The organism is Pantoea sp. AG1095 (genome assembly GCF_003208415.1).
In the GTDB taxonomy this organism is placed as follows: Bacteria; Pseudomonadota; Gammaproteobacteria; order Enterobacterales; family Enterobacteriaceae; genus Pantoea; species Pantoea leporis.
Map to the genome: position 1 here is coordinate 1182193 of NZ_QKMJ01000001.1, position 20669 is coordinate 1202861.

Genomic DNA, 20669 nt, shown 5'->3' on the forward strand with positions numbered 1-20669 from the left:
CTCCGTTTCAGAACTGCAAATGTTCTGCGCGCACAATCATAGCCATGCCGGAAGCGAGCTGAACCCGAACGCCATCTTTAGTAATTTCAAGAATGGTAGCGTCCATTGCACCTTTGCCTGCAGTCACTTTGATGTTCTGGCCGGGCTGCAACGTTGAGGTATCAGTGACAGGTTTGGCCCGCGGTGGCTGCGGTGCGGCTGCACGCTCAGTCGCGGCCGCACGCGGCGCCTGAGGACGTGGCTTACGCGCGGCATCACCTTCGGCAGCTTTACGCGGAGCAGGCTTGCGCGGACGACGTTCAGCGGTCTCTTCACCGGCTTCACGCTTCTTCGCTTTCTGCTGATCGCGCTGCGCCTGAACGCGGGCTTTCGCTTCTTCCAGTTGCTTGCGCGCATGTTCTACGTGTTGCTCATCCAGCACGCCACAGGCGTTGCCATCGAGATCGACACGAATGGCACCCGCTTTGATGCCATAAAGATAACGCCAGCTAGAGGTATAAAGACGTAAGGCAGAACGCAGTTGCGTCTTGCTCAGGCTCAGTTCGCCTTGAACACGCTCGACCAGATCTTGAAAAATGCCGATTTTGAGCGGACGCGCCTCGCCTTCGGCGCTAAAGCATTGCGGAAAACGTTCCGCCAAAAAGGCGATGACTTCTTTACTGCTATTCAACTTAGGTTGATTTTCCATGAAATTTCCTGATTACAACGGATTTGCCGACCAGAGCAGGCATGAACAGGCGACATTATAATGACAACATCGCCAAATGCTATGTGATCCAGTCGATTAGCTGTGCGTCAGCTGAATAAATTTTACGATGTCGCTGCCCGCCAGCACTTCACAAAGCCCGTCGGTAAGGGCCATCAGCCCCGCTTCGTCCTCGCTATCGAAGCGAGAATAAACCGTACTATCAATGTCTAAAACACCCACGAGGGTGCCATTTACTTTCAGAGGAATCACGATTTCGGCATTACTGGCGGCGTCACACGCGATATGGCCAGGGAACGCGTGCACGTCTTCCACCAATTGCACTTTGTCCTCGGCTACCGCGGTTCCACACACGCCTTTGCCAACCGGAATACGTACGCAGGCGATTTTGCCCTGGAACGGGCCCAGCACCAGCGTGTTCGGTTCCGTCAGTAAATAGAATCCAGCCCAGTTCACGCCTTCCAGGCGTTCGAAAAGCAGTGCACTGCAATTGCCGAGCGCGGCCAGGAACGAGGTTTCACCCGCCAACAGGGCGCGGACATCGCGATTCAAATCCTCGTAAAAAGCTTTTTTGTTCATTGTTCAACCATAACTCGTCACTGGGGTGACCTTGTTGTCACTCAGTTGTTAAAATAAGCACTAATAATCCAGGCGCAGAAGGTGAATCATTCTGTTAGTTACTATACCCTTAGCAGTCGGTGGATAAGCGTATTCTGGTACCACCGAATATTGCAGGCAACTTTGCGCTACTCAGCATGCCGGTAACCGTAACGAACGATGGGCACTTGCGTCACCTATGAAAATTCACGCTATCAGCCAGACGTTGCCCCACGCACGTTATCAGCGTTGTCCGCAATGCGATACCCTTTTTTCCTTACCGGATGTGAAATCGCATCAGACAGCCTATTGCCCGCGCTGCCATGCACAAATTCAGAGCGGTCGTGACTGGTCGATGACGCGACTCACCGCCATGGCGGTGGTCATGATCGTGCTGATGCCGTTCGCCTTTAGCTTGCCGTTAGTTGATATTCGCCTGCTGGGCATGCGTATTAACGCTAGCCTGCTGGAGGGCGTAATCCAAATGACGCAGCAAGGCAACATCCTTACCGCTTCAATGGTGGCGTTTTGCACCATTGGCGCGCCGGTTACGCTGGTCATCGGCATTCTCTATTTGTGGGTGGGCAACGCGCTCGGAATGAACCTGCGCCCGGTCCTGCTGATGATGGACAAGCTCAAAGAGTGGGTGATGCTGGATATCTATCTGGTCGGCGTGGCGGTGGCATCGATCAAAGTGCAGGATTACGCCTCACTGGAAGTGGGCTACGGTTTAGTGGCCTATATTGCGCTGACGGTGCTGAGCCTGCTGACGCTGATCCACCTGAACGTGGAGCAACTGTGGGAACACTATTATCCGCAAGCGATGCCCACCTCCCCGCCTGAAGAGTGGCAAGTGTGCCTGAATTGCCATCAAACCGGTGTAGCCGATGAGCGTGGGCGCTGCACGCGTTGCCACACGCCGCTTGACTACCGCCGACGCCACAGTTTGCAGAAATCCTGGGCAGCGATCATCGCCTCGATTGTGCTGCTGATCCCCGCCAATTTGCTGCCGATTTCGGTGGTCTATGTTAATGGCGCACGCCGTGAAGACACCATCTTCTCCGGCATTCTGGGATTGGCATCGGGCAATATACCGGTGGCCGCGGTGGTGTTTATCGCCAGCATTCTGGTGCCCTTTACCAAAGTGTTAGTGATGTTGACTCTGTTACTCAGCATTCACTTTAAATGCGAACAGGGCTTAAAAACCCGCATTCGCCTGCTGCGCGCCGTCACCTGGGTGGGCCGCTGGTCGATGCTGGATCTGTTCGTCATTGCTGTAACCATGTCGCTGGTCAATCGTGATCAGCTGCTGGCTTTCACCATGGGACCGGCCGCCTTCTATTTTGGTGCCGCCGTTGTCCTGACCATTATGGCTGTAGAGTGGCTTGATAGCCGCCTGATCTGGGATGCACATGCAACAGGAAACGCCGACTACACCGACTAGCGCCAATCTGCGCAACAAGCGCAAGATTTCGCCATTCTGGTTATTGCCCATCATCGCCCTGCTGATTGCCGGCTGGCTGCTATGGACCAACTATCAGGAACGCGGTACGACGATCACCATTAACTTCCAGACTGCCGACGGGATTGTGCCAGGCCGTACGCCGATTCGTTATCAGGGCGTGGAAGTGGGTACGGTGCAAGGCATTGTGCTGAGTGATGACTATCGCAGCATCCAGATTAAAGCCAGCATCAAAAGCGACATGCGCGATGCACTGCGTGAAGACACTCAGTTCTGGCTGGTGACGCCGAAAGCGTCATTGGCGGGCGTCTCCGGGCTTGATGCGCTGGTCGGCGGTAACTACATCGGCATGATGCCGGGTAAAGGTAAAGAGAGCGATCACTTCACCGCACTCGATACCCAACCAAAGTATCGCGTTAATACCGGCGAACTGCTTATCCACCTGCGCGCGCCCGACCTCGGCTCGCTCAACACCGGTTCGCTGGTTTATTACCGCAAAATTCCGGTGGGTCGCGTTTACGATTACAGCCTCAACAACAGCACCGACGGCGTTACCATTGATGTGCTAATTGAGCGCCGCTTTATCAATCTGGTGAAAAAGCAGAGCCGCTTCTGGAATGTTTCCGGCGTTGATGCGGATGTCAGCCTGAGCGGTGCCAAAGTGAAGCTGGAAAGCCTCGCCGCGTTAGTGAATGGCGCGATTGCCTTCGATTCACCTAATGACGGCGAGCAAGCTCAGGTGGATGCCAACTACCAGCTCTATCCGGATTTGGCGCGCAGTCAGCGCGGCGTGCAAGTGAAACTGAACCTGCCGAGCGGCGATAACCTGAAAGCCGATAGCACGCCACTGATGTATCAGGGACTGGAAGTCGGCACCTTAACCAAACTCAACCTGCTGGATGGCGGCAAAGTCACCGGCGAGCTGACGGTTGATCCTTCAGTAACCGGTTTGATGCGCAGCGGGACGCGCATTGAAATGCGCACGCCGAAGATCAGCCTGACCGACACCAATCTCAGCAGCTTGTTAACCGGTAATACTTTTGAACTGGTGCCAGGCGAAGGCGAACCGCAGGATCAGTTTACCGTGTTGCCAGCCAGCGAAACATTGCTGCAGAAACCTGACGTGCTGACGGTAAAACTCAGCGCGCCGGAAACCTACGGTATCGATGCCGGCCAGCCGGTGATGTTGTATGGCATGAAAATCGGTCAGGTGATTTCACGCACGCTGGATGAAAATGGCATCAGCTTTGTGGCGGCCATCAATCCGGAGCACCGTAATCTGGTGCACGCTGACAGCAAGTTTGTGGTGAATAGCCGCCTTGATGTCAAGTTTGGACTTGACGGGATGAAAGTGCTGGGCGCCAGCGCGCGCGAGTGGGTAGATGGCGGCATTCGCCTGATTCCTGGCGCGAAAGGCAATCCTTCCAGTCGTTATCCTTTATATGCGGATGCGGAACGTGCCGAAGAAGGCATCGTGGGTGAACAGCCGCCAACCACGCTGAAACTTACCGCCAAAAGCTTGCCGGATGTACAGGCCGGTTCAGTGCTGCTGTACCGCAAATTCCAGGTCGGTGAAGTGGTGGATGTAGTGCCGCGCGCGGATGCGTTTGAAATCTCGATTCATATCCAGCCGCAGTATCGCAAGTTGCTGACCAGCGAGAGTGTGTTCTGGGCCGAAGGCGGCGCCAAAGTGCAACTCAACGGCAGCGGTTTGACCGTGCAAGCGTCCCCGCTCAACCGCGCGCTCAAAGGCGCGATCAGTTTCGATAATCTCACCGGCGCGCAGGCGGCGAAAGGCGTGAAACGCGTGCTCTACTCGTCAGAAACCGCGGCGCGTGCAGTTGGCAGCCAGATTACGCTGCACACCTTCGATGCCAGCAAACTGGCGGCGGGCATGCCGATTCGCTATCTCGGCATCAATATTGGCCAGGTTGAATCACTGGCGCTGAGTTCTGATAACAATCAGGTTGTCGCCAAAGCGGTGCTTTATCCGGAATACGTGCAGGACTTTGCGCGCATCGGCAGCCGCTTCTCGGTGGTGTCGCCGGAGATTTCTGCGGCGGGCGTTAACCATATCGAAACGCTGCTGCAGCCTTATCTCAACGTCGATCCGGGCAAAGGTTCGCCGGCGCGCACCTTTGAACTGCAGGAAAGCACCATCACCGATTCACGCTACCTGAACGGCTTGACGATTTATGTCGATGCCGCTGACGCGGGATCGCTGTCGGTGGGCACGCCAGTGCTGTTCCGGGGCGTTGAAGTGGGCACCGTCACCGGAACGTCGCTGGGCAATATGGCGGATCGCGTGCAGATCGCGCTGCGTATCAGCAAGAAGTACCAGCATCTGGTGCGCAATAATTCGGTGTTCTGGCTGGCTTCCGGCTATAACTTCGATTTCGGTCTGATCGGCGGCGTGTTGAAAACCGGCACCTTCCAGCAGTTCATTCGCGGCGGCGTACAGTTTGCCACGCCGCCGACGGTGCCATTAGCACCGCAGGCCGGCGCCAATAAACATTTCCTGCTACAGGATGAAGCGCCGAAAGCGTGGCGCGACTGGGGCACGGCGATTCCGGACCCTCATTAACCTTAAGCAAATCGGGCAGCCTGGCTGCCCGATTCTTTTTCGCGTGTTACACTTCGCGCTCATTTCGTTTCCCGGTAGATGCCCGTGTCCGATCGCTTTCCCGAAGATTTCCTCGCGCTGATGCGCGCCAGCCTTGCTGACGACGCCGAACTGCAGCGCTTTCTCGCCATTAGCCAGCAACCGCTGCGTCGCAGCTTACGCGTCAACACCTTAAAAATTAGCGTGGATGATTTCCTCGCCCACACCGCCGACTATGGCTGGCGCTTATCGCCCATTCCGTGGTGCGCCGAAGGGTTTTGGATCGAGCGTGACGACGAATCGCTGCCGCTAGGTAGCGTGGCGGAGCATCTGAGCGGACTGTTCTACATTCAGGAAGCCAGCTCGATGCTGCCGGTTACCGCGCTGTTTGACGCCGCACCCGATGCGCGTCAGGTGATGGATGTGGCTGCTGCGCCCGGTTCTAAAACCACCCAGATGGCCGCGCTGATGCGCAATGAAGGCGCCATTCTGGCGAACGAATACTCGGCCAGCCGCGTTAAAGTGCTGCACGCTAACATCAGCCGCTGTGGCGTCAGCAATGTTGCGCTGACCCATTTTGATGGCCGTGTATTTGGCGCCGCGCTGCCGGAGCGTTTCGATGCCATTCTGCTCGATGCACCCTGCTCTGGCGAAGGCGTGGTGCGCAAAGATGCTGATGCGTTGCGTAACTGGACGCTGGCCAGCACCGAAGCGATTGCGGAAACCCAACGTGATCTTCTCGACAGCGCTTTCCATGCCTTACAGCCAGGCGGCACGCTGATTTACTCTACCTGCACTCTGAATCAAATCGAGAATCAGCAGGTGATTCATTGGTTGCAGCAGCGTTATCCCGACGCGGTTGAAATCGTGCCGCTGAACGGTTTATTCGATGGAGCCGATCAGGCGTTAACCGCCGAAGGTTTCCTGCACGTGTTCCCGCAGATTTTCGATAGTGAAGGTTTTTTCGTTGCGCGTCTGCGTAAAACCGCCAGCATTCCCGCGCTGCCAACGCCAACCTACAAAGTCGGCAAACTGCCCTTCTCTCCGGCCAGCCGCAAGCTGAGCGCCGAAGTGCAACAGGCTGCGGCCAAAGTCGGCTTGCGGTGGGATGAAAATCACACGCTGTGGCAGCGCGATAAAGAGCTGTGGCTGTTCCCAGCGGCGCTGGAGGGTTGGCTGGGTAAAGTGCGCTTCTCGCGCATCGGCCTCAAGTTGGCCGAAACCTTCCCGAAAGGCTATCGCTGGCAGCATGAAGCGGTCGTGGCGTTGACGCAGCCGGGCAGCGCGCTGGATTTCGAACTCACCGATGCAGAAGCGGAAACCTGGTATCGCGGTCAGGATATTCATCCGGACACGTTGCCCAGCCGGGATGAGGTGATCGTCACTTACCAGCAGCAGCCGCTGGGATTGGCGAAGAAAGTGGGTAATCGGATTAAAAACAGTTATCCGCGTGAACTGGTGCGCGACGGACGTCTGTTCCGCTAAGCGTTACTGCAACTGCACCAGGGTGAGGCGATTGCCGAAGACCGCGCCGGTATCGATATAATGCTGATTCGCCACATTGAGCGGTTGTTCTAACGGCGTGTGGCCGAAGTAGAAATCACTGGCGCCATCGATGCGGGCTGAACTGCCGCGTTGATGGCGTCCCAGTCGATCGCGACTCCACACCACTTGCTGCCAGTCAACCTCTTTCCCTAACGCATAATGACTGGCGGGATAATCGGCGTGGGCAATCACCACCACGCGATCGCCGAAATCCAGATGCAGGATCAACGGTAACTCAGCACAGTGCTTCAACGCATGGCGCGCAGCAATCAACGCTGCGCCTTTGAGTTGCCAGAACCACTCGCCGCCGTTCATCATCCACAAGGTTTGGTCGCGCCCATCCAGCGCAGCGAGCGCCATCTGCTCATGATTGCCGCGCACGCAGCGAAACCAGGGCTCCTGCATCAGCGCTAAGCAGCCGGGGCTGTCCGGGCCACGATCGATTAAATCGCCCACAGACAGCAGTAGATCCTGCTGCTTATCGAAATCCCGCTTGAGCAGTTGCGCATCGAGTTGGGCGCGGCAACCGTGCAGATCGCCAACCACCCAAATATTTCGCCACATTTGCGCGTTCACCTTTTGGTAAAGCATGTAATCTTCCCCGGTTGACTGGAAGTTTAGTGAGCCCGGCTTAAAGTATAGTCCGGCAACGTTAGCCAGCGGAGGGAACAGCATGAGCGGACGGAAGCAATTCATTGGTGTATTAATCGTTATTTTCATCGGTAGCTTGCTGCTGCTGGAATCACTCGCTCGTCTGGTACATCTGTTATTTGTGGGATAATTACGCGACTTTACATTCCGCGCTAAACGCCTAAACTCCTTTGCGCATCATATAAAGGAGCCTGTATGAGCCAGAATATTTACGACAACCCCACTTTTTTTGCCGGTTACGCCACCTTGCCACGTTCCGTTAAGGGGTTAGACGGCGCGCCAGAATGGCCCGCACTGCGTGTGCTACTACCCGACCTGCATGATAAACGTATTCTCGATCTCGGCTGCGGTTACGGCTGGTTTTGCCGCTACGCGCAGCAGCAAGGCGCGCGTGAGGTGCTGGGTCTGGACGTTTCCGAGAAGATGTTAGCGCAAGCCGCGACCATGACGCAGGGAACCGGGATTCGCTATCAGCGCGCCGATTTAGAATCGCTGCAACTGAACGAATCCTATGATCTCGCCTACAGTTCGCTGGCGCTGCACTACCTCAGCAATATTGACGCACTCTTCGCAACCGTGTTTGAGGCGCTAACGCCGGGCGGCGCGCTGGTGTTTTCCTGTGAGCATCCGATTTACACTGCACCTACTCAACAGCAGTGGATTGTGGATGAACAGCAGCAGCGCAGCTGGCCAGTTAATCATTACCAGCAGGAAGGGGAACGCATCAGCAACTGGTTTGCCGATGGCGTGAAGAAGCAACATCGCAAGCTGGCAACCTGGATCAATGCGTTAATTGGCGCAGGATTTGAGATCGTGCATCTTGATGAATGGGGCCCGAGCGAAGAGATGGTTGCACTCAATCCCGCGCTGGCGGAAGAACGCGATCGCCCGATGATGTTCTTGCTGGCCGCGCGTAAACCGCTCTGAATATTCTCGTGGCGGCAGGATGCTGCCACGTCGTTATTCCATCTATCGCCATTCTTAATTATCAGACAAATTGGTCGCCTGTCTTGGGCGAATTCCTTCTCTGAGCCGCTGACCGTGACTGATTGCATTTTTAATTTTCGCCCTCATCGCGATATACACTATCGCTATAAACCGGCTTCAGTAGACAATCAGCATTTATTGATTGTGATGTCAGGGTTTAACCTTCCTGATCCCACCATCTACGATTTCACCCTTTTGCAGCATACTCAATCGGCGGTGTTGTGGATCAAGGATGATTTCAACGGCTTGCCCGCTTACTATCTGTGCAACAATATGAATTTTGAAATTGAGCATGGGGTCAGCCAGCTTATTCGCTCGGTAATTGAGCTGACAACACCCTCAAACGTTTCCATACTTGGCGCCTCAAAAGGTGGCAGCGCGGCGCTCTATTTCGGTGTTAGGCATAATATTAAAAATATCATTACTGCCGTACCACAGTTTTATCTCGGGGATTATGCAGCCACAATGTGGCCGAATGTGGGTGACGCAATGATGGGATAGACAACGCCCGCAGCCATCTCGCTATTAAATAAGCTTTTGCCGAACGCTATTCGACGCGATCGCCAAACGGACAAGAATATTTACCTATTTACTGCTCTCGCTGATTATCAGCGTGAACAGGAGATTCTGCCTCACCTGGAGTTGCTTGAAAAATATCAAAACTTCAATTTGATCGAATCAGCATCGCCTTGCATCACTCATCATAATGAAGTCACGCGATATAATCTTAATCTCATCCTTGCTCTGATTTATCAGTTAGAACAGGAGATTATCCCACGCTGGGGGCACATCCGTAATGGTAGTCGCTGGGACACTGTACAGAAATGATCCCAGCCAATATTGCTCGTTACAGCGTTCAATGCTTTAGCGAGTAATTAAAAATATCGCCACTAAGAAGAAGGCTAATAAACCCGCGAAAGTCATTGTTCCAATACGCGGCGTTTTTGCCCGCCCAACGACCACACCAATAAAGATACAAAGCAGAGTTAACGTGCCAATCATTACCCAAAGAAGATATTGTGTGTTTGCCATGAAGGATCCTTATTAACCGGCAATAAAACAGATGCGCCAACTTTATACCATTTTTCATGCATGCTGGCTGCAGCTATTTGACCGCAAAATTGTCGGGGTAGATGCTCAGAAGGCTAATTATTAAGTTGCACCGTGCGCGCAACGCACTGATTGCAGTTTCTGCAACTGCTCCAGGCGCGCCTTCACTTTGCTGTTAGCGCTGGCCTTTGCAAGGCCGTTACCGATACCAAAATCCCCGACGAATCCCAATACCGTTAGCGCATCAAACTCGCCGGTTTTATCAATCTGCTGCTTAACGCTTTGGCTTTTAGCGATCTCCTGATTCAGTGCTGCACAGTCATAGGTTTGCGCTTCGGCATCGCTCACTTTGGCGGACTGCGGATACTGTTTCAATGCGCAACCACTCAGCAGCAAGGCGATCAGGATAACGGGCTTGTGCATCTCGCAAGATTCTCTCTATGACGGTAATTTATTTCGGAATAAAAGAAAAAGTAGCATGTGGGTAAGATGGTAAACGTGGGAATAAGTGAAGATATGCGGGGGTTTTTAAAATAAAAAAGCACTGCCTGAGCAGTGCTAATGATTCTGATATCAGGCAATTGCCTGATAAGCCCTGATAATTATCAGGGCAGAATATCCGCTATTAAGCAGTTTTCAACACAATCATTGATGACTTGCAGAAAATACATTTAGCGCCATGTGGGTTCATTTTCGTAATATCGAACGCGGAGGTGCGATATTGTGAACTCTGGCAATGCGGACATCTTAAACGATGATAAATGCGAATAATTACAGACCTAATACATTTGTTGCAGACGGACCTTTTGGACCATCTTCAACTGAAAACTCAACACGCTGACCTTCATCAAGTGAGCGATAATCAGTGCCCTGAATGGCTGAGAAGTGGACGAAAACGTCCTTGCTGCCATTTTCAGGAGAAATAAAGCCGAAGCCTTTTTCTGAGTTGAACCATTTTACCGTTCCAAGAATTTTATTAGACATAATTTTTACCTTTTAAATGAGCCTATTGGCGTAAGGGCCGAGTTGCAGATACGAATCAGAACTTAGGATAAGACTCAAAGAGAAAGGGCTTGAAGCGGCACTAACCGGGATGAGAAATACAATGGGAACTAACCTTCTAACTGTCTGCTATTCAGACCGACGACGCATTAACGCATTTATCTTACCAGGTAGCAAGGTAAAAAAATTTTTATTTCATATAAAAAAGAAAAGCAGAAAATAAAAAAACCCACCGAAGTGGGTTTAATCATCAATCAGGCTGCTTGTCGCCCGACTCCGGTGCCAGACTCTCATCGTCTTTTTCATGCTCATCCGGCTTCACCTTGGTATCTTCTTCAAGCTCATCCGCTTCAATCGGTCTATCAGACATAAATCCTCCTGAGTTGCTTAGAGAATTAAGTGTAGATGCCGGCATAAACGTAAGCCTAGCGCGTGCAGACAATTCATTATCATGCAGATAAAAAAAGACCGAATACGATTCCTATATTCGGTCCAGGGAAATGGCTCTTTGGGAGCCGTGCGCTAAAAGTTGGCATTTTTGCAGGCGAGGACGCCTTGCCATTTAAAGGTAGTACAGGATTGCTGGTTTTCCAGCCAATCATGCGGTTTGGTTGCGAAAGGTGACAACTCTGTGATCGTGGTGACAGAACGAGGAAGCAAGCGTAGCGGCAGAATTGTGCGCTACGCCTGAGAATATGGGATTACTTACCGCACAGTTGCTGTGCGCGGTCGATGATCGGTTGCAGACTCATTTTCTGGCCTGGATGGGCTTTATCAACGGCGACAATGGTGTCGATCGATTGCAGTGTGCCCTGCCCGGCCGTTTTGCGCGCAAAGGCTTTATCGTTGAGCGGATACTGCAACAAAGTGCCCGGGTTAATCGCAAACAGCGCGCCGTCTTTCTCGCAGGTCAACATCACCTCTTCGCGGGTGAAGGGCCATTTGTCTTTTCCAATCTCAAAACGGCTGACGGTAATAATCTGTGCCGCCATCGCCTGGCTGCACAGCGCCATCAATACGCAAGCTGGAATCAGTTTCTTCAGCAAAATATCGACCTCATTTCATCTTCTTGAATGTCACATTCAGGCCGGTGACAGCGTGGCAAACACGCTCACCAACCCAATTACAATAATGGCCAGCAGCAGCTCAAGCTGCGTCAGGCGAATAAACAGATGCGCTGCGTTACTGGCCGCCAGGCGAAAGCGCGGCACCAGCAGATAGCGATTGGTCAGCGCAATAGCGATCATCAGCATGACCAGCAGCACTTTCACCACCAGCAGTTCGCTCCACAGCGTGGCTTGCCAATGCAACGGCGAACCGGCAATCAGCACGCTATTAATGATGCCCGTCAGCAGCGCGAGCGCCACCGCCAGGTGACCGTAACGCGAGAAGCGCATCATGCAGCGAATCGCATCGGTGCGATAAGCGATCTGCCGCGCTTCACGCATCAGTAATAACAGCGGCAGTAATCCGCCCGCCCAGAATGCAGCCGCAATTAAATGCAGCGCGTGATTGCCTTGTTGCAGCAATCCGGGCCAGCCATCGCGCATCGCGGCATGCCCAACACCGGCTAACGCCACCAACTGTAACAGGCCGCTGCATAGCAGCAGATTTTGCCGCAGTGTGCCACGCAGCAGCAGCGCTAACGTGCTCAGCAGTGCGAACGCGATTTCCCAACACCAAACCTGGCCGAAGCGCGTGCTGAGCACCGCCTGCCAGGTTGCGCTGTCACTGACATTGCGCCAGTCGCCGCTCATCAAGCCGGTTTGCGTTGCCAGCATCAACAGGGCGCTAAACAAACTCAGCAGCGCGCTGGTACGGAGAAGTAAAGCTAAACGCTGTGATAGCAGCGGACGATAGCGGCGCGGCGCCAGTAGCGCGGTATAAAAGGCGCTACCGGCGAACAGCAGCACCGACAAAAAATGCAGCGCTCGCAGGCCAATCCACAGCGTACTCAAACTCATCAATCACTTCACGCTGAAGGTGTAACTGCCTTTGGTTTTATGCCCATCAACGGACAGCACATGCCAGTTCACCTGATAGTTGCCCGACGGCAGCGGCTGGCTGATCGGTACAATCAGCTGATCGTGTTGTTTATCGTTGAGTTTGGCTTTCCCGACGGCTACCGGTTGATGTTGTGCATTGAGCACATCCACGCCACTGAATGCCGCTTCAACATCTTCGGTAAAGGTCAGCGTTAAATTCTGCGGGGAGGTTTCCACCACCGCTTTGTCGGCTGGGACCGGGGTTTTCAGGTGAGCATGCGCCATGGCAACCTGGCTGAAGGCCAGCGTTGATGACGCCAGAAGTAGCGCGACGACAGAGTTGAACGCAGTTTTCTTCATGACTTCTTCCCTTTTAAATGCGGCAAACCACCGCAAACGTGGCAGCAGGATACGCCGCCGATCCGCAGGTGTCGAGACTTGCGGTGCGATCCAATCCGCTTGATCCCAGGGTCCGAAACCATTACTTTTGCCCCTATTTATCAGGAGAAAAGCATGAGCCAAAACCTTGCCCTGCTCTCGCAGGAAGAGAAAGACAAAGTCAATGTCGATCTGGCCGCCGCGGGCGTTGCATTCAAAGAGCGCTACAATATGCCGGTGATTGCCGAAATGGTGGAACGCGAGCAGCCCGAAGCGCTGCGTGACTGGTTTCGTCAGCGCTTAATGAACTATCGCCAGGCTTCGCTTAGCCTGTCACGCCTGCCCTACGAACCGAAGCAGAAGTAATTTATGTTACGTGTAATTGATACCGAAACCTGCGGCCTGCAGGGTGGCGTGGTGGAAGTGGCGTCGGTGGATGTCATTGATGGTCAGATCGTCAATCCGATGAGCGACTTAATCTGCCCGGATCGCCCCATCAGTCGTCAGGCGATGGCGGTACATCGCATTACGGAAGCGATGGTGATGGGCAAACCCACGATTGAAGAAGCGATTGGTCGCTATCACGGCAGTCCGCATTATGTGGCGCACAACGCCAGTTTTGATCGCCGCATGTTGCCCATTATGCCGGGCGAATGGATCTGCACCATGACGCTGGCGCGGCAGCTGTGGCCAGGCATCAAATATGGCAATCAGGCGCTGCGCCACAGCCTGAAGCTGGATGTCACGCCACCGGCCGAACTGCATGCGCACCGCGCGTTGTATGACTGCTACGTCACCGCTGCGCTACTGATCCGCATTATGGAAACCTCCGGCTGGAACGCCGAGCAGATGGCGAATTTGTGCCAGCCCGCGCCCGTAAGCGGCGATGTGTTCCCGTTCGGCAAATATCGCGGTCAGAGTATTGGCAGTATCGCGCGTAAAGATCCCGGCTATCTGCGTTGGGTGCTGGAAAATGTGCGTGATTTGCGCCCACCGTTACGGCAGGCGCTGCGCAAGTATGTGAAGAGCGATCAGTAATCGACGCGGTCTGGCAAGCTGCCCTGCGCCAGGCCAATCAGGAAAGTGAACTCCTGCGCCACCCCTTCATACGCTTTGAAGCGGCCCGATTTACCGCCGTGGCCAGAATCCATCTCGGTGCAAAGTAACAGCAGCGAATCGTTGGTTTTCAGCTCACGCAGTTTCGCCACCCACTTAGCCGGTTCCCAATACTGCACCTGTGAATCGTGCAGACCGGTGGTGACCAGCAAATGCGGATAGGCTTTGGCCTCGATGTTGTCATACGGACTGTATTGGCGAATAGAGTGATAGAACTCCGCCTGTTCGGGATTGCCCCACTCATCGTATTCGCCGGTGGTCAGCGGAATCGTCGGATCGAGCATGGTCGTCACCACATCGACAAATGGCACCTGCGCCACCACGCCATGGAACAGCTCCGGCGCCATGTTCACCACGCCGCCCATCAGTAATCCGCCGGCGCTGCCGCCCATCGCGTAGAGCTGCTGGCGATGACCATAACCCTTCGCCACCAGCGCTTCGGTGACATCAATAAAATCCGTGAAGCTGTTGATTTTATTCTTCAGGCGGCCACCGTCGTACCATTGCTGGCCGAGCTCGCCGCCGCCGCGCACGTGAATTATCGCGTAGACGAAGCCGCGCTCCAGCAAGCTGATGCGGCTGGTGCCAAAGCTGGCATCCATGCTGCTGCCGTAAGCGCCGTAACCGTATGCCAGCAACGGATTGTTGCCGCGCTGGAAATGCTTGCGGTGATAGACCAGCGAAACCGGAACCTCTGTGCCATCACGCACCGTGATCCACAAATGCTCACTTTTGTAATCCTCCGATTTGAAGCCCGGCACCGGCGTGCGCTTCAGTACGCGACGATCGCCGGTTTCCATGTTCAGTTCAAACAAGGTGGTCGGCGTGGTCATGGAAGAGTAGCCGTAGCGCAAGGTGTCGCTTTCCGGCGAAGGATTGTAGGCAAGCCAGGTGACATAGGCGGGATCGTCGAAGGCGATACCAAAGCTTTCGCCGCTCTCACAGTTTATCTGCCGCAAGGTGTTTACGCCGTGCTGACGCTCTTCGACTACCAGCCAATGACGAAACAGCTGAAAATCTTCCAGCACCACATTGTCACGCGCCGGGATCAGCGATTGCCAGCGTGCTTCCGCCAGCCACGCGCTGCGATAAAGCCCGAAATTTTTGCCATCGCGATTTGAGCGGATATAGAACTGATGATTGTAGTGATCGATGCTGTATTCGTGGTCGCGGCGACGTGGGCAAAAGGATTGTGGCTGTGCATCAGGATATTCGGCGTCGATCAGCAAAATCTCGCTGGTGTTGGTGCTGTACAACGCAATCAGAATAAAGTGCTCGGAAGTGGTTTTGTGCACGCTGAGGTGAAAAGAGTCATCCTTCTCTTCATACACCAGCTGATCGTCAGATTGCGGATGTCCCAGTTCATGACGCCACACCTGATACGCCAGCAGCGTTTTCGGATGCTTACGCACGTAATAGAGCGTGCGGGAATCGTTGGCCCAGGCCACGCTGGATGACGCATTGGTCAGCACTTCCGGATACCAGCTACCGCCCTGCAAATTACGGAAGCGAATGCCGTATTGGCGGCGCGACAGGAAGTCTTCCGCTAAGGCCATCACCTGATTGTCCGGTGTAATCGCCAGCGCGCCCATGGTGTAAAAATCACTGTGCGCAGCCCGCTGGTTTCCATCGAGCAACAGCTGCCAGGGCTCATCAGCTGGCGCGTCAACGGGCTGCCGGAAATAAGCCGGATACTCGTTGCCCACTTCATAGCGGCTTTGATAGCGATAACCGTTTTTCACATAGGGCACCGAGTGATCCTGCGGTGGAATACGGTCAACGATCTCTTTCAGCACCCGTTCCTGCAGCGGATTCTGCGACGCCATCATCGCACGGCCGTAATCATTTTCGGCGTGCAGATGGGCCAGCACCTCTGGATTCTCGCGGTCGTCATCACGTAACCAGTGATAATTATCGATGCGCGTTTCACCGTGCAGCTTCATGACATGGGGAATTTTTTTCGCGTGTGGCTGATTCATTAGGCTCTTCTCCCTGAAGGACAACATTCAGCAAGCGTGGCACTAATCACGCACGATGCCAAGCTACACGCAGCATCACTTTATGCAGGGTAAGCCAAAGATGAAAAGCGAAGGCTGCGGATGCAACCTTCGCACGGAATTAAGCAGCTTTTTCCGCGTCGATATCGCGCTGGATACCGTCGCGCACATCCTGGGGAATTTTCAGCGCATCGCCGAGCGCGGAGAGATAGCTACGCTCCATAAAGTGGTCGACATCAATGGCTGCACAGCTGAGGAAATAGAGTTCCAGCGCCTCTTCTTCGTTTTTAACGTCAGCGGCCAGCCAGTTAGGATCGAGCGGGCGATTCATCGCCTGCTGAATCAGCGCTTCGGCTTGTGCGCCGTAGCCGGCCTGCTGGATATTTTGCTCAATTGCGGCACGCTCTTGATCGTCAATGTGACCATCACTTTTCGCCGCGAACACCAGCGCCGTGACCAGACGCTCTGCGCGTTGATCCATCGGCGTTTGCAGCTGGCCGAAGTCCGCATCGTCCTGATGGGTTTCACGTATGCGCTGTTTGTATTTGTTCCACAATAGCGCGCCCGCCGCCGCGCCGCCGCCCAACAGCAAGGCTTTGCCGCCATATTTGGTCAGCAGCTTACGCGTGGATTTGCTGCCTACCAGCAATCCCGCCAGCCCGCCCAATGCGCCCGGGGCCAGCATGTCACTTAAACCGCCCGATTTTCCGTCTCCACCCTTTTTCGCCAGCACCGATTGAATTTGCTGCAGCCAATTGCTCATCGTTTAACTCCTGTTTACTTTTCCGTTCTCCATGCTGCCGCAGGCTGTGTCAGTTAACGTCAGAGCGGGAAAAGTATGGCAAACCTCATCGCGGCGAAAGCGTGAGTACGCAAACGTTTTCGTTTATACTGCGCGCGCATTTTGACTGCTAAGGTGAAATTATGACGACTCTCGGAACCGCGCTGCGCCCTGCCGCTACGCGTGTCATGCTGTTAGGTTCAGGCGAATTAGGCAAAGAAGTGGCACTTGAGTGCCAGCGTCTTGGTGTGGAAGTGATCGCGGTGGATCGTTACGCCGATGCTCCGGCGATGCACGTTGCGCATCGCAGCTATGTGATCAACATGCTGGACGGCGACGCGCTGGCCGCGCTGATTGCAGAGGAAAAGCCGCACTTCGTGGTACCAGAAATTGAAGCCATCGCCACCGAAAAACTGCTGGAGCTGGAAGCGCAAGGTCAGAAAGTGGTGCCGACCGCACGCGCCGCACGTCTGACCATGAACCGCGAAGGCATTCGCCGTCTGGCGGCGGAAGAGTTGTCCTTACCAACATCGACTTACCAGTTTGCTGACAGCAAAGAGAATTTTGTGGCCGCGGCTGAGGCGATTGGATTCCCGTGCATCGTTAAGCCGGTGATGAGCTCATCCGGTAAAGGCCAGAGCTTTATTCGCGAAGCCAGCCAGCTGGAAAAAGCCTGGGATTATGCGCAGCAAGGCGGACGTGCCGGTGCGGGCCGCGTGATCGTTGAAGGCGTGGTGAAGTTTGATTTTGAAATCACCCTGCTGACCATCAGCGCAGTAGACGGCATTCACTTCTGCGCGCCGATTGGTCATCGTCAGGAAGATGGCGATTATCGTGAATCATGGCAGCCGCAGCAGATGAGTGAACTGGCGCTGCAACGCGCGCAGGATATCGCCGCTAACGTGGTAAAAGCGCTCGGAGGATACGGCCTGTTTGGCGTGGAGCTGTTCGTGTGCGGTGATGAAGTGGTGTTCAGCGAAGTGTCACCGCGTCCGCATGATACCGGCATGGTCACGCTGATTTCGCAGGATCTGTCCGAGTTCGCGCTGCATGTGCGCGCTTTCCTCGGCCTGCCGATTGGCGGCATTCGTCAATACGGTCCCGCTGCGTCGGCAGTGATTTTACCTGAGCTGAACAGCCAGAACGTCGTGTTCGGGAATATCGAAGCCGCGCTGGGCGCCGGATTGCAGCTGCGCCTGTTTGGTAAGCCGGAAATCGCCGGTCAGCGCCGTTTAGGCGTGGCTTTGGCAACCGGTGAAAACACCGATGACGCTATCGCGCGCGCCGTGGCGAGTGCGGCCGCGGTACAAGTCGAAGGTTAAGTAAGATTAAGTGGTCGCCATCAATGGCGACCAATTCATAAACTTATGCGCGTGCCCCTTCAACCGCTTCACGCGCCAGACGCGTAATACGATCCCAGTCACCGCTTTCCAACGCATCATTCGGTACCAGCCACGAACCGCCAATGCACAGCACGCTTTTCAGCGCCAGATAGTCTCGATAGTTGGCTGGCGAGATGCCGCCAGTTGGACAGAAACGCACCTGCGGGAATGGACCGCCAATCGCGGATAATGCTTTCACGCCACCATTGGCTTCCGCCGGGAAGAATTTGAACTCCCGCAAGCCGTAATCCATGCCAGTCATCAGTTCTGAAACCGTGCTGATACCTGGAATCAATGGCACCGGACCTTCAACCGCGGCTTTCAGCAGCGATTCCGTCAATCCTGGGCTGATGACAAACTGCGCACCGGCGTCAGTGACTTCTTTCAGTTGCTGGGTGTTGATCACCGTGCCCGCACCGACAATCGCTTCCGGTACTTCTTTAATCATTGCACGCAGCGCGTCCATCGCCACCGGGGTACGCAGCGTCACTTCCAGCACTCGCACACCGCCAGCCACCAGCGCTTTCGCCATCGGCACCGCGTGTTCCAGCTTGTTCACCACAATGACCGGCACGACCGGGCCAGTTTTCAGGATCTGTTCAGCACTTGTTTTCCAGTTCTTCATCACGTTTCCTTAGTTGCATCAGCCCGGCGTTTAGCCACGCTGTCAATAATTGGGCTCTACCATACAAGATCGTCTGGAGCGGCGTCCATCGGATATCAGAATTTTTTGAAACTCTGGTTCACTTTTCAGAAAAATGAATTCTGGACGTAAAAAAGCCCGCACATTTGGCGGGCTCAACATGAGGTTTCTATTCGAACTCGTTCCAGGAACGACCATCGCGAGTAATCATCGCGACAGAGGCAACCGGTCCCCATGTTCCCGCCTGATACGGCTTCGGCGCTTCGGCATCGGCGCTCCAGGCATCAATGATCGAATCCACCCAGCCCCACGCTGCTTCAACTTCATCACGACGCACAAACAGCGCCTGAATACCGCGCATGGTTTCCAGCAGAAGACGCTCGTAAGCATCGGCCAGATGCGACTGGTTGAAGGTTTCGGAGTAGCTCAAATCCAGCTTGGTGGTCTGCAGTTTATGCTTGTGGTCAAGTCCCGGCACTTTGTTCAGTATTTCGATATCCACGCCTTCGTCCGGCTGCAGACGAATGGTCAGCTTGTTCTGCGGCAGTTCAGCGTACGAATCCTTAAACAGGTTCATCTCAGGATTCTTGAAATACACCACCACTTCAGAGCATTTGGTTGGCAAGCGCTTGCCGGTACGCAGATAGAACGGCACGCCAGCCCAACGCCAATTATCGATATCCACGCGAATAGCAACAAAGCTTTCCGTGGCGCTCTGCTTGTTAGCGCCCTCTTCTTCCAGATAACCTGGCACTTTCTTGCCCTGCACAAAGCCGGCGGTGTACTGACCGCGTACGGTTTTCTCGCGCACGTTGGTTTGATCAATACGACGCAGTGAGCGCAGCACTTTCACTTTTTCATCACGAATCGCATCCGCGCTCAGATCGGACGGCGGCGACATGGCAATCATGGTGAGGATCTGCAACAGGTGGTTCTGAATCATGTCACGCATCTGGCCGGCTTTGTCGAAGTAACCCCAACGGCCTTCGATGCCCACCTCTTCTGCCACGGTGATCTGCACGTGATCGATAGTGCGGTTATCCCAGTTGTTGACGAAGATGGAGTTGGCAAAACGCAGCGCCAGCAGGTTGAGCACCGTCTCTTTACCGAGATAGTGGTCAATACGGAAAACCTGGCCTTCTTCGAAGTATTTGCCGACGCTGTCATTGATCTCTTGTGAGGTTTCCAATGAGGTGCCGAGCGGCTTTTCCATGACTACGCGTGCCGGTTTGGCGTTCAGCTTGGCGGCGCCCAGACCGTCGCAAATCGCGCCAAAGGTGCTTGGCGGCATGGCGAAGTAGTTAATGGTGACGCGGTTTTTCTGGTCAAGCATTTTGCCCAGTTTGGTGAAATGCGAGGTATCATTTACGTCGAGGTTACAGAAGTCGAGACGGCTGCTGAGAGTATCCCACAGCGCTTCATCGATCTTCTCTTTCATGAAGGTTTCCAGCGCTTCACGTACCACTTTGGTATACGCGGCTTTATCCCAATCCGCGCGCCCCACGCCAATAATGCGAGTGGTTTCATGAATCTGACCGGCTTTTTCCAGCTGATACAGTGATGGCAACAGTTTACGGCGCGCGAGATCGCCTTTGGCACCGAAAATCACCAGATCGCATGCCTGGGCTGTTTGTGTAACCGCCATTTTCCTCTCCTCGTTGCAGGATATACCCGGCTTGAGCGTTCTCATCACGCCAGGTCCTTATTGTAATTTTCTTACAGCACAATGTACGTTTTTAGCGGGTTTAGGACAACCCGAACGCAGTGTTTTGCTGGCGTTAACTG

22 protein-coding genes are annotated in these 20669 nt (G+C 54.3%); 8 read left to right on the plus strand and 14 right to left on the minus strand.

Annotated elements, in window-relative coordinates; all coding sequences use genetic code 11:
• Positions 1–7: 7 nt before the first annotated feature.
• Both proQ and DEU53_RS05625 read right to left on the minus strand, forming a co-directional pair.
• A complete protein-coding gene (gene proQ, locus DEU53_RS05620; protein ID WP_110866294.1) occupies positions 8–688 on the minus strand; it encodes an RNA chaperone ProQ in 681 nt (226 codons plus the stop codon).
• Between the two features lie 96 nt (positions 689–784).
• Positions 785–1285 (minus strand): GAF domain-containing protein, encoded by a 501-nt coding sequence (locus DEU53_RS05625; protein WP_101764180.1) that lies wholly within the window; start codon positions 1283–1285, stop codon positions 785–787.
• Between the two features lie 217 nt (positions 1286–1502).
• Between DEU53_RS05625 and yebS the strand changes: the two genes are divergently transcribed.
• From yebS to rsmF, 3 genes are all read left to right on the plus strand, one after another.
• A complete protein-coding gene (gene yebS / locus DEU53_RS05630) occupies positions 1503–2747 on the plus strand; it encodes a membrane integrity lipid transport subunit YebS (protein ID WP_110866295.1) in 1245 nt (414 codons plus the stop codon).
• Complete coding sequence (locus DEU53_RS05635) at positions 2716–5349, plus strand: PqiB family protein (protein WP_110866296.1); 2634 nt, start codon at positions 2716–2718, stop codon at positions 5347–5349. Before yebS ends, DEU53_RS05635 begins: the two co-directional genes overlap by 32 nt.
• A 78-nt stretch (positions 5350–5427) precedes the next feature.
• Entirely contained in the window at positions 5428–6852 is a 1425-nt protein-coding gene (rsmF, locus tag DEU53_RS05640) for a 16S rRNA (cytosine(1407)-C(5))-methyltransferase RsmF (RefSeq protein WP_110866297.1), read from the plus strand.
• A gap of 3 nt (positions 6853–6855) precedes the next feature.
• Here the strand turns inward: rsmF and DEU53_RS05645 are convergent, their stop codons facing one another.
• Entirely contained in the window at positions 6856–7503 is a 648-nt protein-coding gene (locus tag DEU53_RS05645) for a metallophosphoesterase (protein ID WP_110866452.1), read from the minus strand.
• A 255-nt stretch (positions 7504–7758) separates the two neighbouring features.
• Between DEU53_RS05645 and DEU53_RS05650 the strand changes: the two genes are divergently transcribed.
• Positions 7759–8490, plus strand: a complete 732-nt coding sequence (locus DEU53_RS05650) for a trans-aconitate 2-methyltransferase (RefSeq protein ID WP_110866298.1) — start codon at positions 7759–7761, stop codon at positions 8488–8490.
• Between the two features lie 114 nt (positions 8491–8604).
• Positions 8605–9051, plus strand: coding sequence for a hypothetical protein (locus DEU53_RS23115; RefSeq protein WP_233501660.1), 447 nt, complete (start codon positions 8605–8607; stop codon positions 9049–9051).
• A gap of 363 nt (positions 9052–9414) precedes the next feature.
• Here DEU53_RS23115 and DEU53_RS23035 read toward each other — a convergent pair whose 3' ends face one another.
• The 7 genes from DEU53_RS23035 to copC all read right to left on the minus strand — a co-directional run bounded on the left by DEU53_RS23035 (position 9415) and on the right by copC (position 12947).
• Positions 9415–9582, minus strand: coding sequence for a hypothetical protein (locus DEU53_RS23035; protein WP_167391209.1), 168 nt, complete (start codon positions 9580–9582; stop codon positions 9415–9417).
• A 120-nt stretch (positions 9583–9702) separates the two neighbouring features.
• Positions 9703–10023, minus strand: coding sequence for a hypothetical protein (locus DEU53_RS05660; protein ID WP_110866299.1), 321 nt, complete (start codon positions 10021–10023; stop codon positions 9703–9705).
• A gap of 202 nt (positions 10024–10225) precedes the next feature.
• Positions 10226–10369, minus strand: coding sequence for a cold-shock protein (locus tag DEU53_RS23120; protein WP_110866453.1), 144 nt, complete (start codon positions 10367–10369; stop codon positions 10226–10228).
• A gap of 2 nt (positions 10370–10371) precedes the next feature.
• Positions 10372–10584, minus strand: coding sequence for a cold-shock protein (locus DEU53_RS05670; protein ID WP_007889586.1), 213 nt, complete (start codon positions 10582–10584; stop codon positions 10372–10374).
• A 719-nt stretch (positions 10585–11303) separates the two neighbouring features.
• Positions 11304–11651: a YebY family protein gene (locus tag DEU53_RS05680; protein WP_061718597.1), complete on the minus strand. Its 348-nt coding sequence runs from the start codon at positions 11649–11651 to the stop codon at positions 11304–11306.
• Positions 11652–11684: 33 nt separating this feature from the next.
• Positions 11685–12566, minus strand: a complete 882-nt coding sequence (copD, locus tag DEU53_RS05685; protein ID WP_110866301.1) for a copper homeostasis membrane protein CopD — start codon at positions 12564–12566, stop codon at positions 11685–11687.
• Between the two features lie 3 nt (positions 12567–12569).
• Positions 12570–12947 carry a copper homeostasis periplasmic binding protein CopC gene (gene copC, locus DEU53_RS05690; protein WP_110866302.1) on the minus strand — a complete coding sequence of 126 codons (378 nt, stop codon included), beginning with the start codon at positions 12945–12947 and terminating at the stop codon, positions 12570–12572.
• Positions 12948–13100: 153 nt separating this feature from the next.
• On the opposite strand from copC, the gene DEU53_RS05695 reads away from it, so the two are divergent.
• Together DEU53_RS05695 and exoX are read left to right on the plus strand one after the other, a co-directional pair.
• Complete coding sequence (locus tag DEU53_RS05695) at positions 13101–13331, plus strand: DNA polymerase III subunit theta (RefSeq protein WP_008110458.1); 231 nt, start codon at positions 13101–13103, stop codon at positions 13329–13331.
• Positions 13332–13334: 3 nt separating this feature from the next.
• Entirely contained in the window at positions 13335–14003 is a 669-nt protein-coding gene (gene exoX / locus DEU53_RS05700; RefSeq protein ID WP_110866303.1) for an exodeoxyribonuclease X, read from the plus strand.
• Here the strand turns inward: exoX and DEU53_RS05705 are convergent.
• Both DEU53_RS05705 and DEU53_RS05710 read right to left on the minus strand, forming a co-directional pair.
• On the minus strand, positions 13997–16060 hold the full coding sequence (locus DEU53_RS05705) for a prolyl oligopeptidase family serine peptidase (protein WP_110866304.1): 2064 nt from the start codon (positions 16058–16060) through the stop codon (positions 13997–13999). The two genes, exoX and DEU53_RS05705, sit on opposite strands and share 7 nt — an antisense overlap.
• A 139-nt stretch (positions 16061–16199) precedes the next feature.
• Positions 16200–16841, minus strand: a complete 642-nt coding sequence (locus DEU53_RS05710) for a tellurite resistance TerB family protein (RefSeq protein ID WP_110866305.1) — start codon at positions 16839–16841, stop codon at positions 16200–16202.
• A gap of 161 nt (positions 16842–17002) precedes the next feature.
• On the opposite strand from DEU53_RS05710, the gene purT reads away from it, so the two are divergent.
• A complete protein-coding gene (gene purT, locus DEU53_RS05715) occupies positions 17003–18181 on the plus strand; it encodes a formate-dependent phosphoribosylglycinamide formyltransferase (RefSeq protein ID WP_110866306.1) in 1179 nt (392 codons plus the stop codon).
• 43 nt (positions 18182–18224) lie between these two features.
• On the opposite strand, the gene DEU53_RS05720 is transcribed toward purT, so the two are convergent.
• On the minus strand, positions 18225–18866 hold the full coding sequence (locus DEU53_RS05720; protein WP_008110463.1) for a bifunctional 4-hydroxy-2-oxoglutarate aldolase/2-dehydro-3-deoxy-phosphogluconate aldolase: 642 nt from the start codon (positions 18864–18866) through the stop codon (positions 18225–18227).
• A gap of 187 nt (positions 18867–19053) precedes the next feature.
• Positions 19054–20529 carry a glucose-6-phosphate dehydrogenase gene (gene zwf, locus DEU53_RS05725; RefSeq protein ID WP_064738913.1) on the minus strand — a complete coding sequence of 492 codons (1476 nt, stop codon included), beginning with the start codon at positions 20527–20529 and terminating at the stop codon, positions 19054–19056.
• Between the last annotated feature and the right edge of the window lie 140 nt (positions 20530–20669).

Excerpts from the sequence above, each read along its gene's own strand:
- DEU53_RS05660 (WP_110866299.1), bottom strand. The coding sequence starts at position 10,023 with ATGCACAAGCCCGTTATCCTGATCGCCTTGCTGCTGAGTGGTTGCGCA.
- DEU53_RS05635 (WP_110866296.1), top strand. The coding sequence starts at position 2,716 with ATGCAACAGGAAACGCCGACTACACCGACTAGCGCCAATCTGCGCAAC.
- purT (WP_110866306.1), top strand. The coding sequence starts at position 17,003 with ATGACGACTCTCGGAACCGCGCTGCGCCCTGCCGCTACGCGTGTCATG.
- DEU53_RS05720 (WP_008110463.1), bottom strand. The coding sequence starts at position 18,866 with ATGAAGAACTGGAAAACAAGTGCTGAACAGATCCTGAAAACTGGCCCG.
- zwf (WP_064738913.1), bottom strand. The coding sequence starts at position 20,529 with ATGGCGGTTACACAAACAGCCCAGGCATGCGATCTGGTGATTTTCGGT.
- DEU53_RS23035 (WP_167391209.1), bottom strand. The coding sequence starts at position 9,582 with ATGGCAAACACACAATATCTTCTTTGGGTAATGATTGGCACGTTAACT.
- DEU53_RS05710 (WP_110866305.1), bottom strand. The coding sequence starts at position 16,841 with ATGAGCAATTGGCTGCAGCAAATTCAATCGGTGCTGGCGAAAAAGGGT.
- copC (WP_110866302.1), bottom strand. The coding sequence starts at position 12,947 with ATGAAGAAAACTGCGTTCAACTCTGTCGTCGCGCTACTTCTGGCGTCA.
- DEU53_RS05695 (WP_008110458.1), top strand. The coding sequence starts at position 13,101 with ATGAGCCAAAACCTTGCCCTGCTCTCGCAGGAAGAGAAAGACAAAGTC.
- copD (WP_110866301.1), bottom strand. The coding sequence starts at position 12,566 with ATGAGTTTGAGTACGCTGTGGATTGGCCTGCGAGCGCTGCATTTTTTG.
- DEU53_RS05625 (WP_101764180.1), bottom strand. The coding sequence starts at position 1,285 with ATGAACAAAAAAGCTTTTTACGAGGATTTGAATCGCGATGTCCGCGCC.
- proQ (WP_110866294.1), bottom strand. The coding sequence starts at position 688 with ATGGAAAATCAACCTAAGTTGAATAGCAGTAAAGAAGTCATCGCCTTT.
- yebS (WP_110866295.1), top strand. The coding sequence starts at position 1,503 with ATGAAAATTCACGCTATCAGCCAGACGTTGCCCCACGCACGTTATCAG.
- DEU53_RS05650 (WP_110866298.1), top strand. The coding sequence starts at position 7,759 with ATGAGCCAGAATATTTACGACAACCCCACTTTTTTTGCCGGTTACGCC.
- DEU53_RS05645 (WP_110866452.1), bottom strand. The coding sequence starts at position 7,503 with ATGCTTTACCAAAAGGTGAACGCGCAAATGTGGCGAAATATTTGGGTG.
- DEU53_RS05705 (WP_110866304.1), bottom strand. The coding sequence starts at position 16,060 with ATGAATCAGCCACACGCGAAAAAAATTCCCCATGTCATGAAGCTGCAC.
- exoX (WP_110866303.1), top strand. The coding sequence starts at position 13,335 with ATGTTACGTGTAATTGATACCGAAACCTGCGGCCTGCAGGGTGGCGTG.
- DEU53_RS05670 (WP_007889586.1), bottom strand. The coding sequence starts at position 10,584 with ATGTCTAATAAAATTCTTGGAACGGTAAAATGGTTCAACTCAGAAAAA.
- rsmF (WP_110866297.1), top strand. The coding sequence starts at position 5,428 with ATGCCCGTGTCCGATCGCTTTCCCGAAGATTTCCTCGCGCTGATGCGC.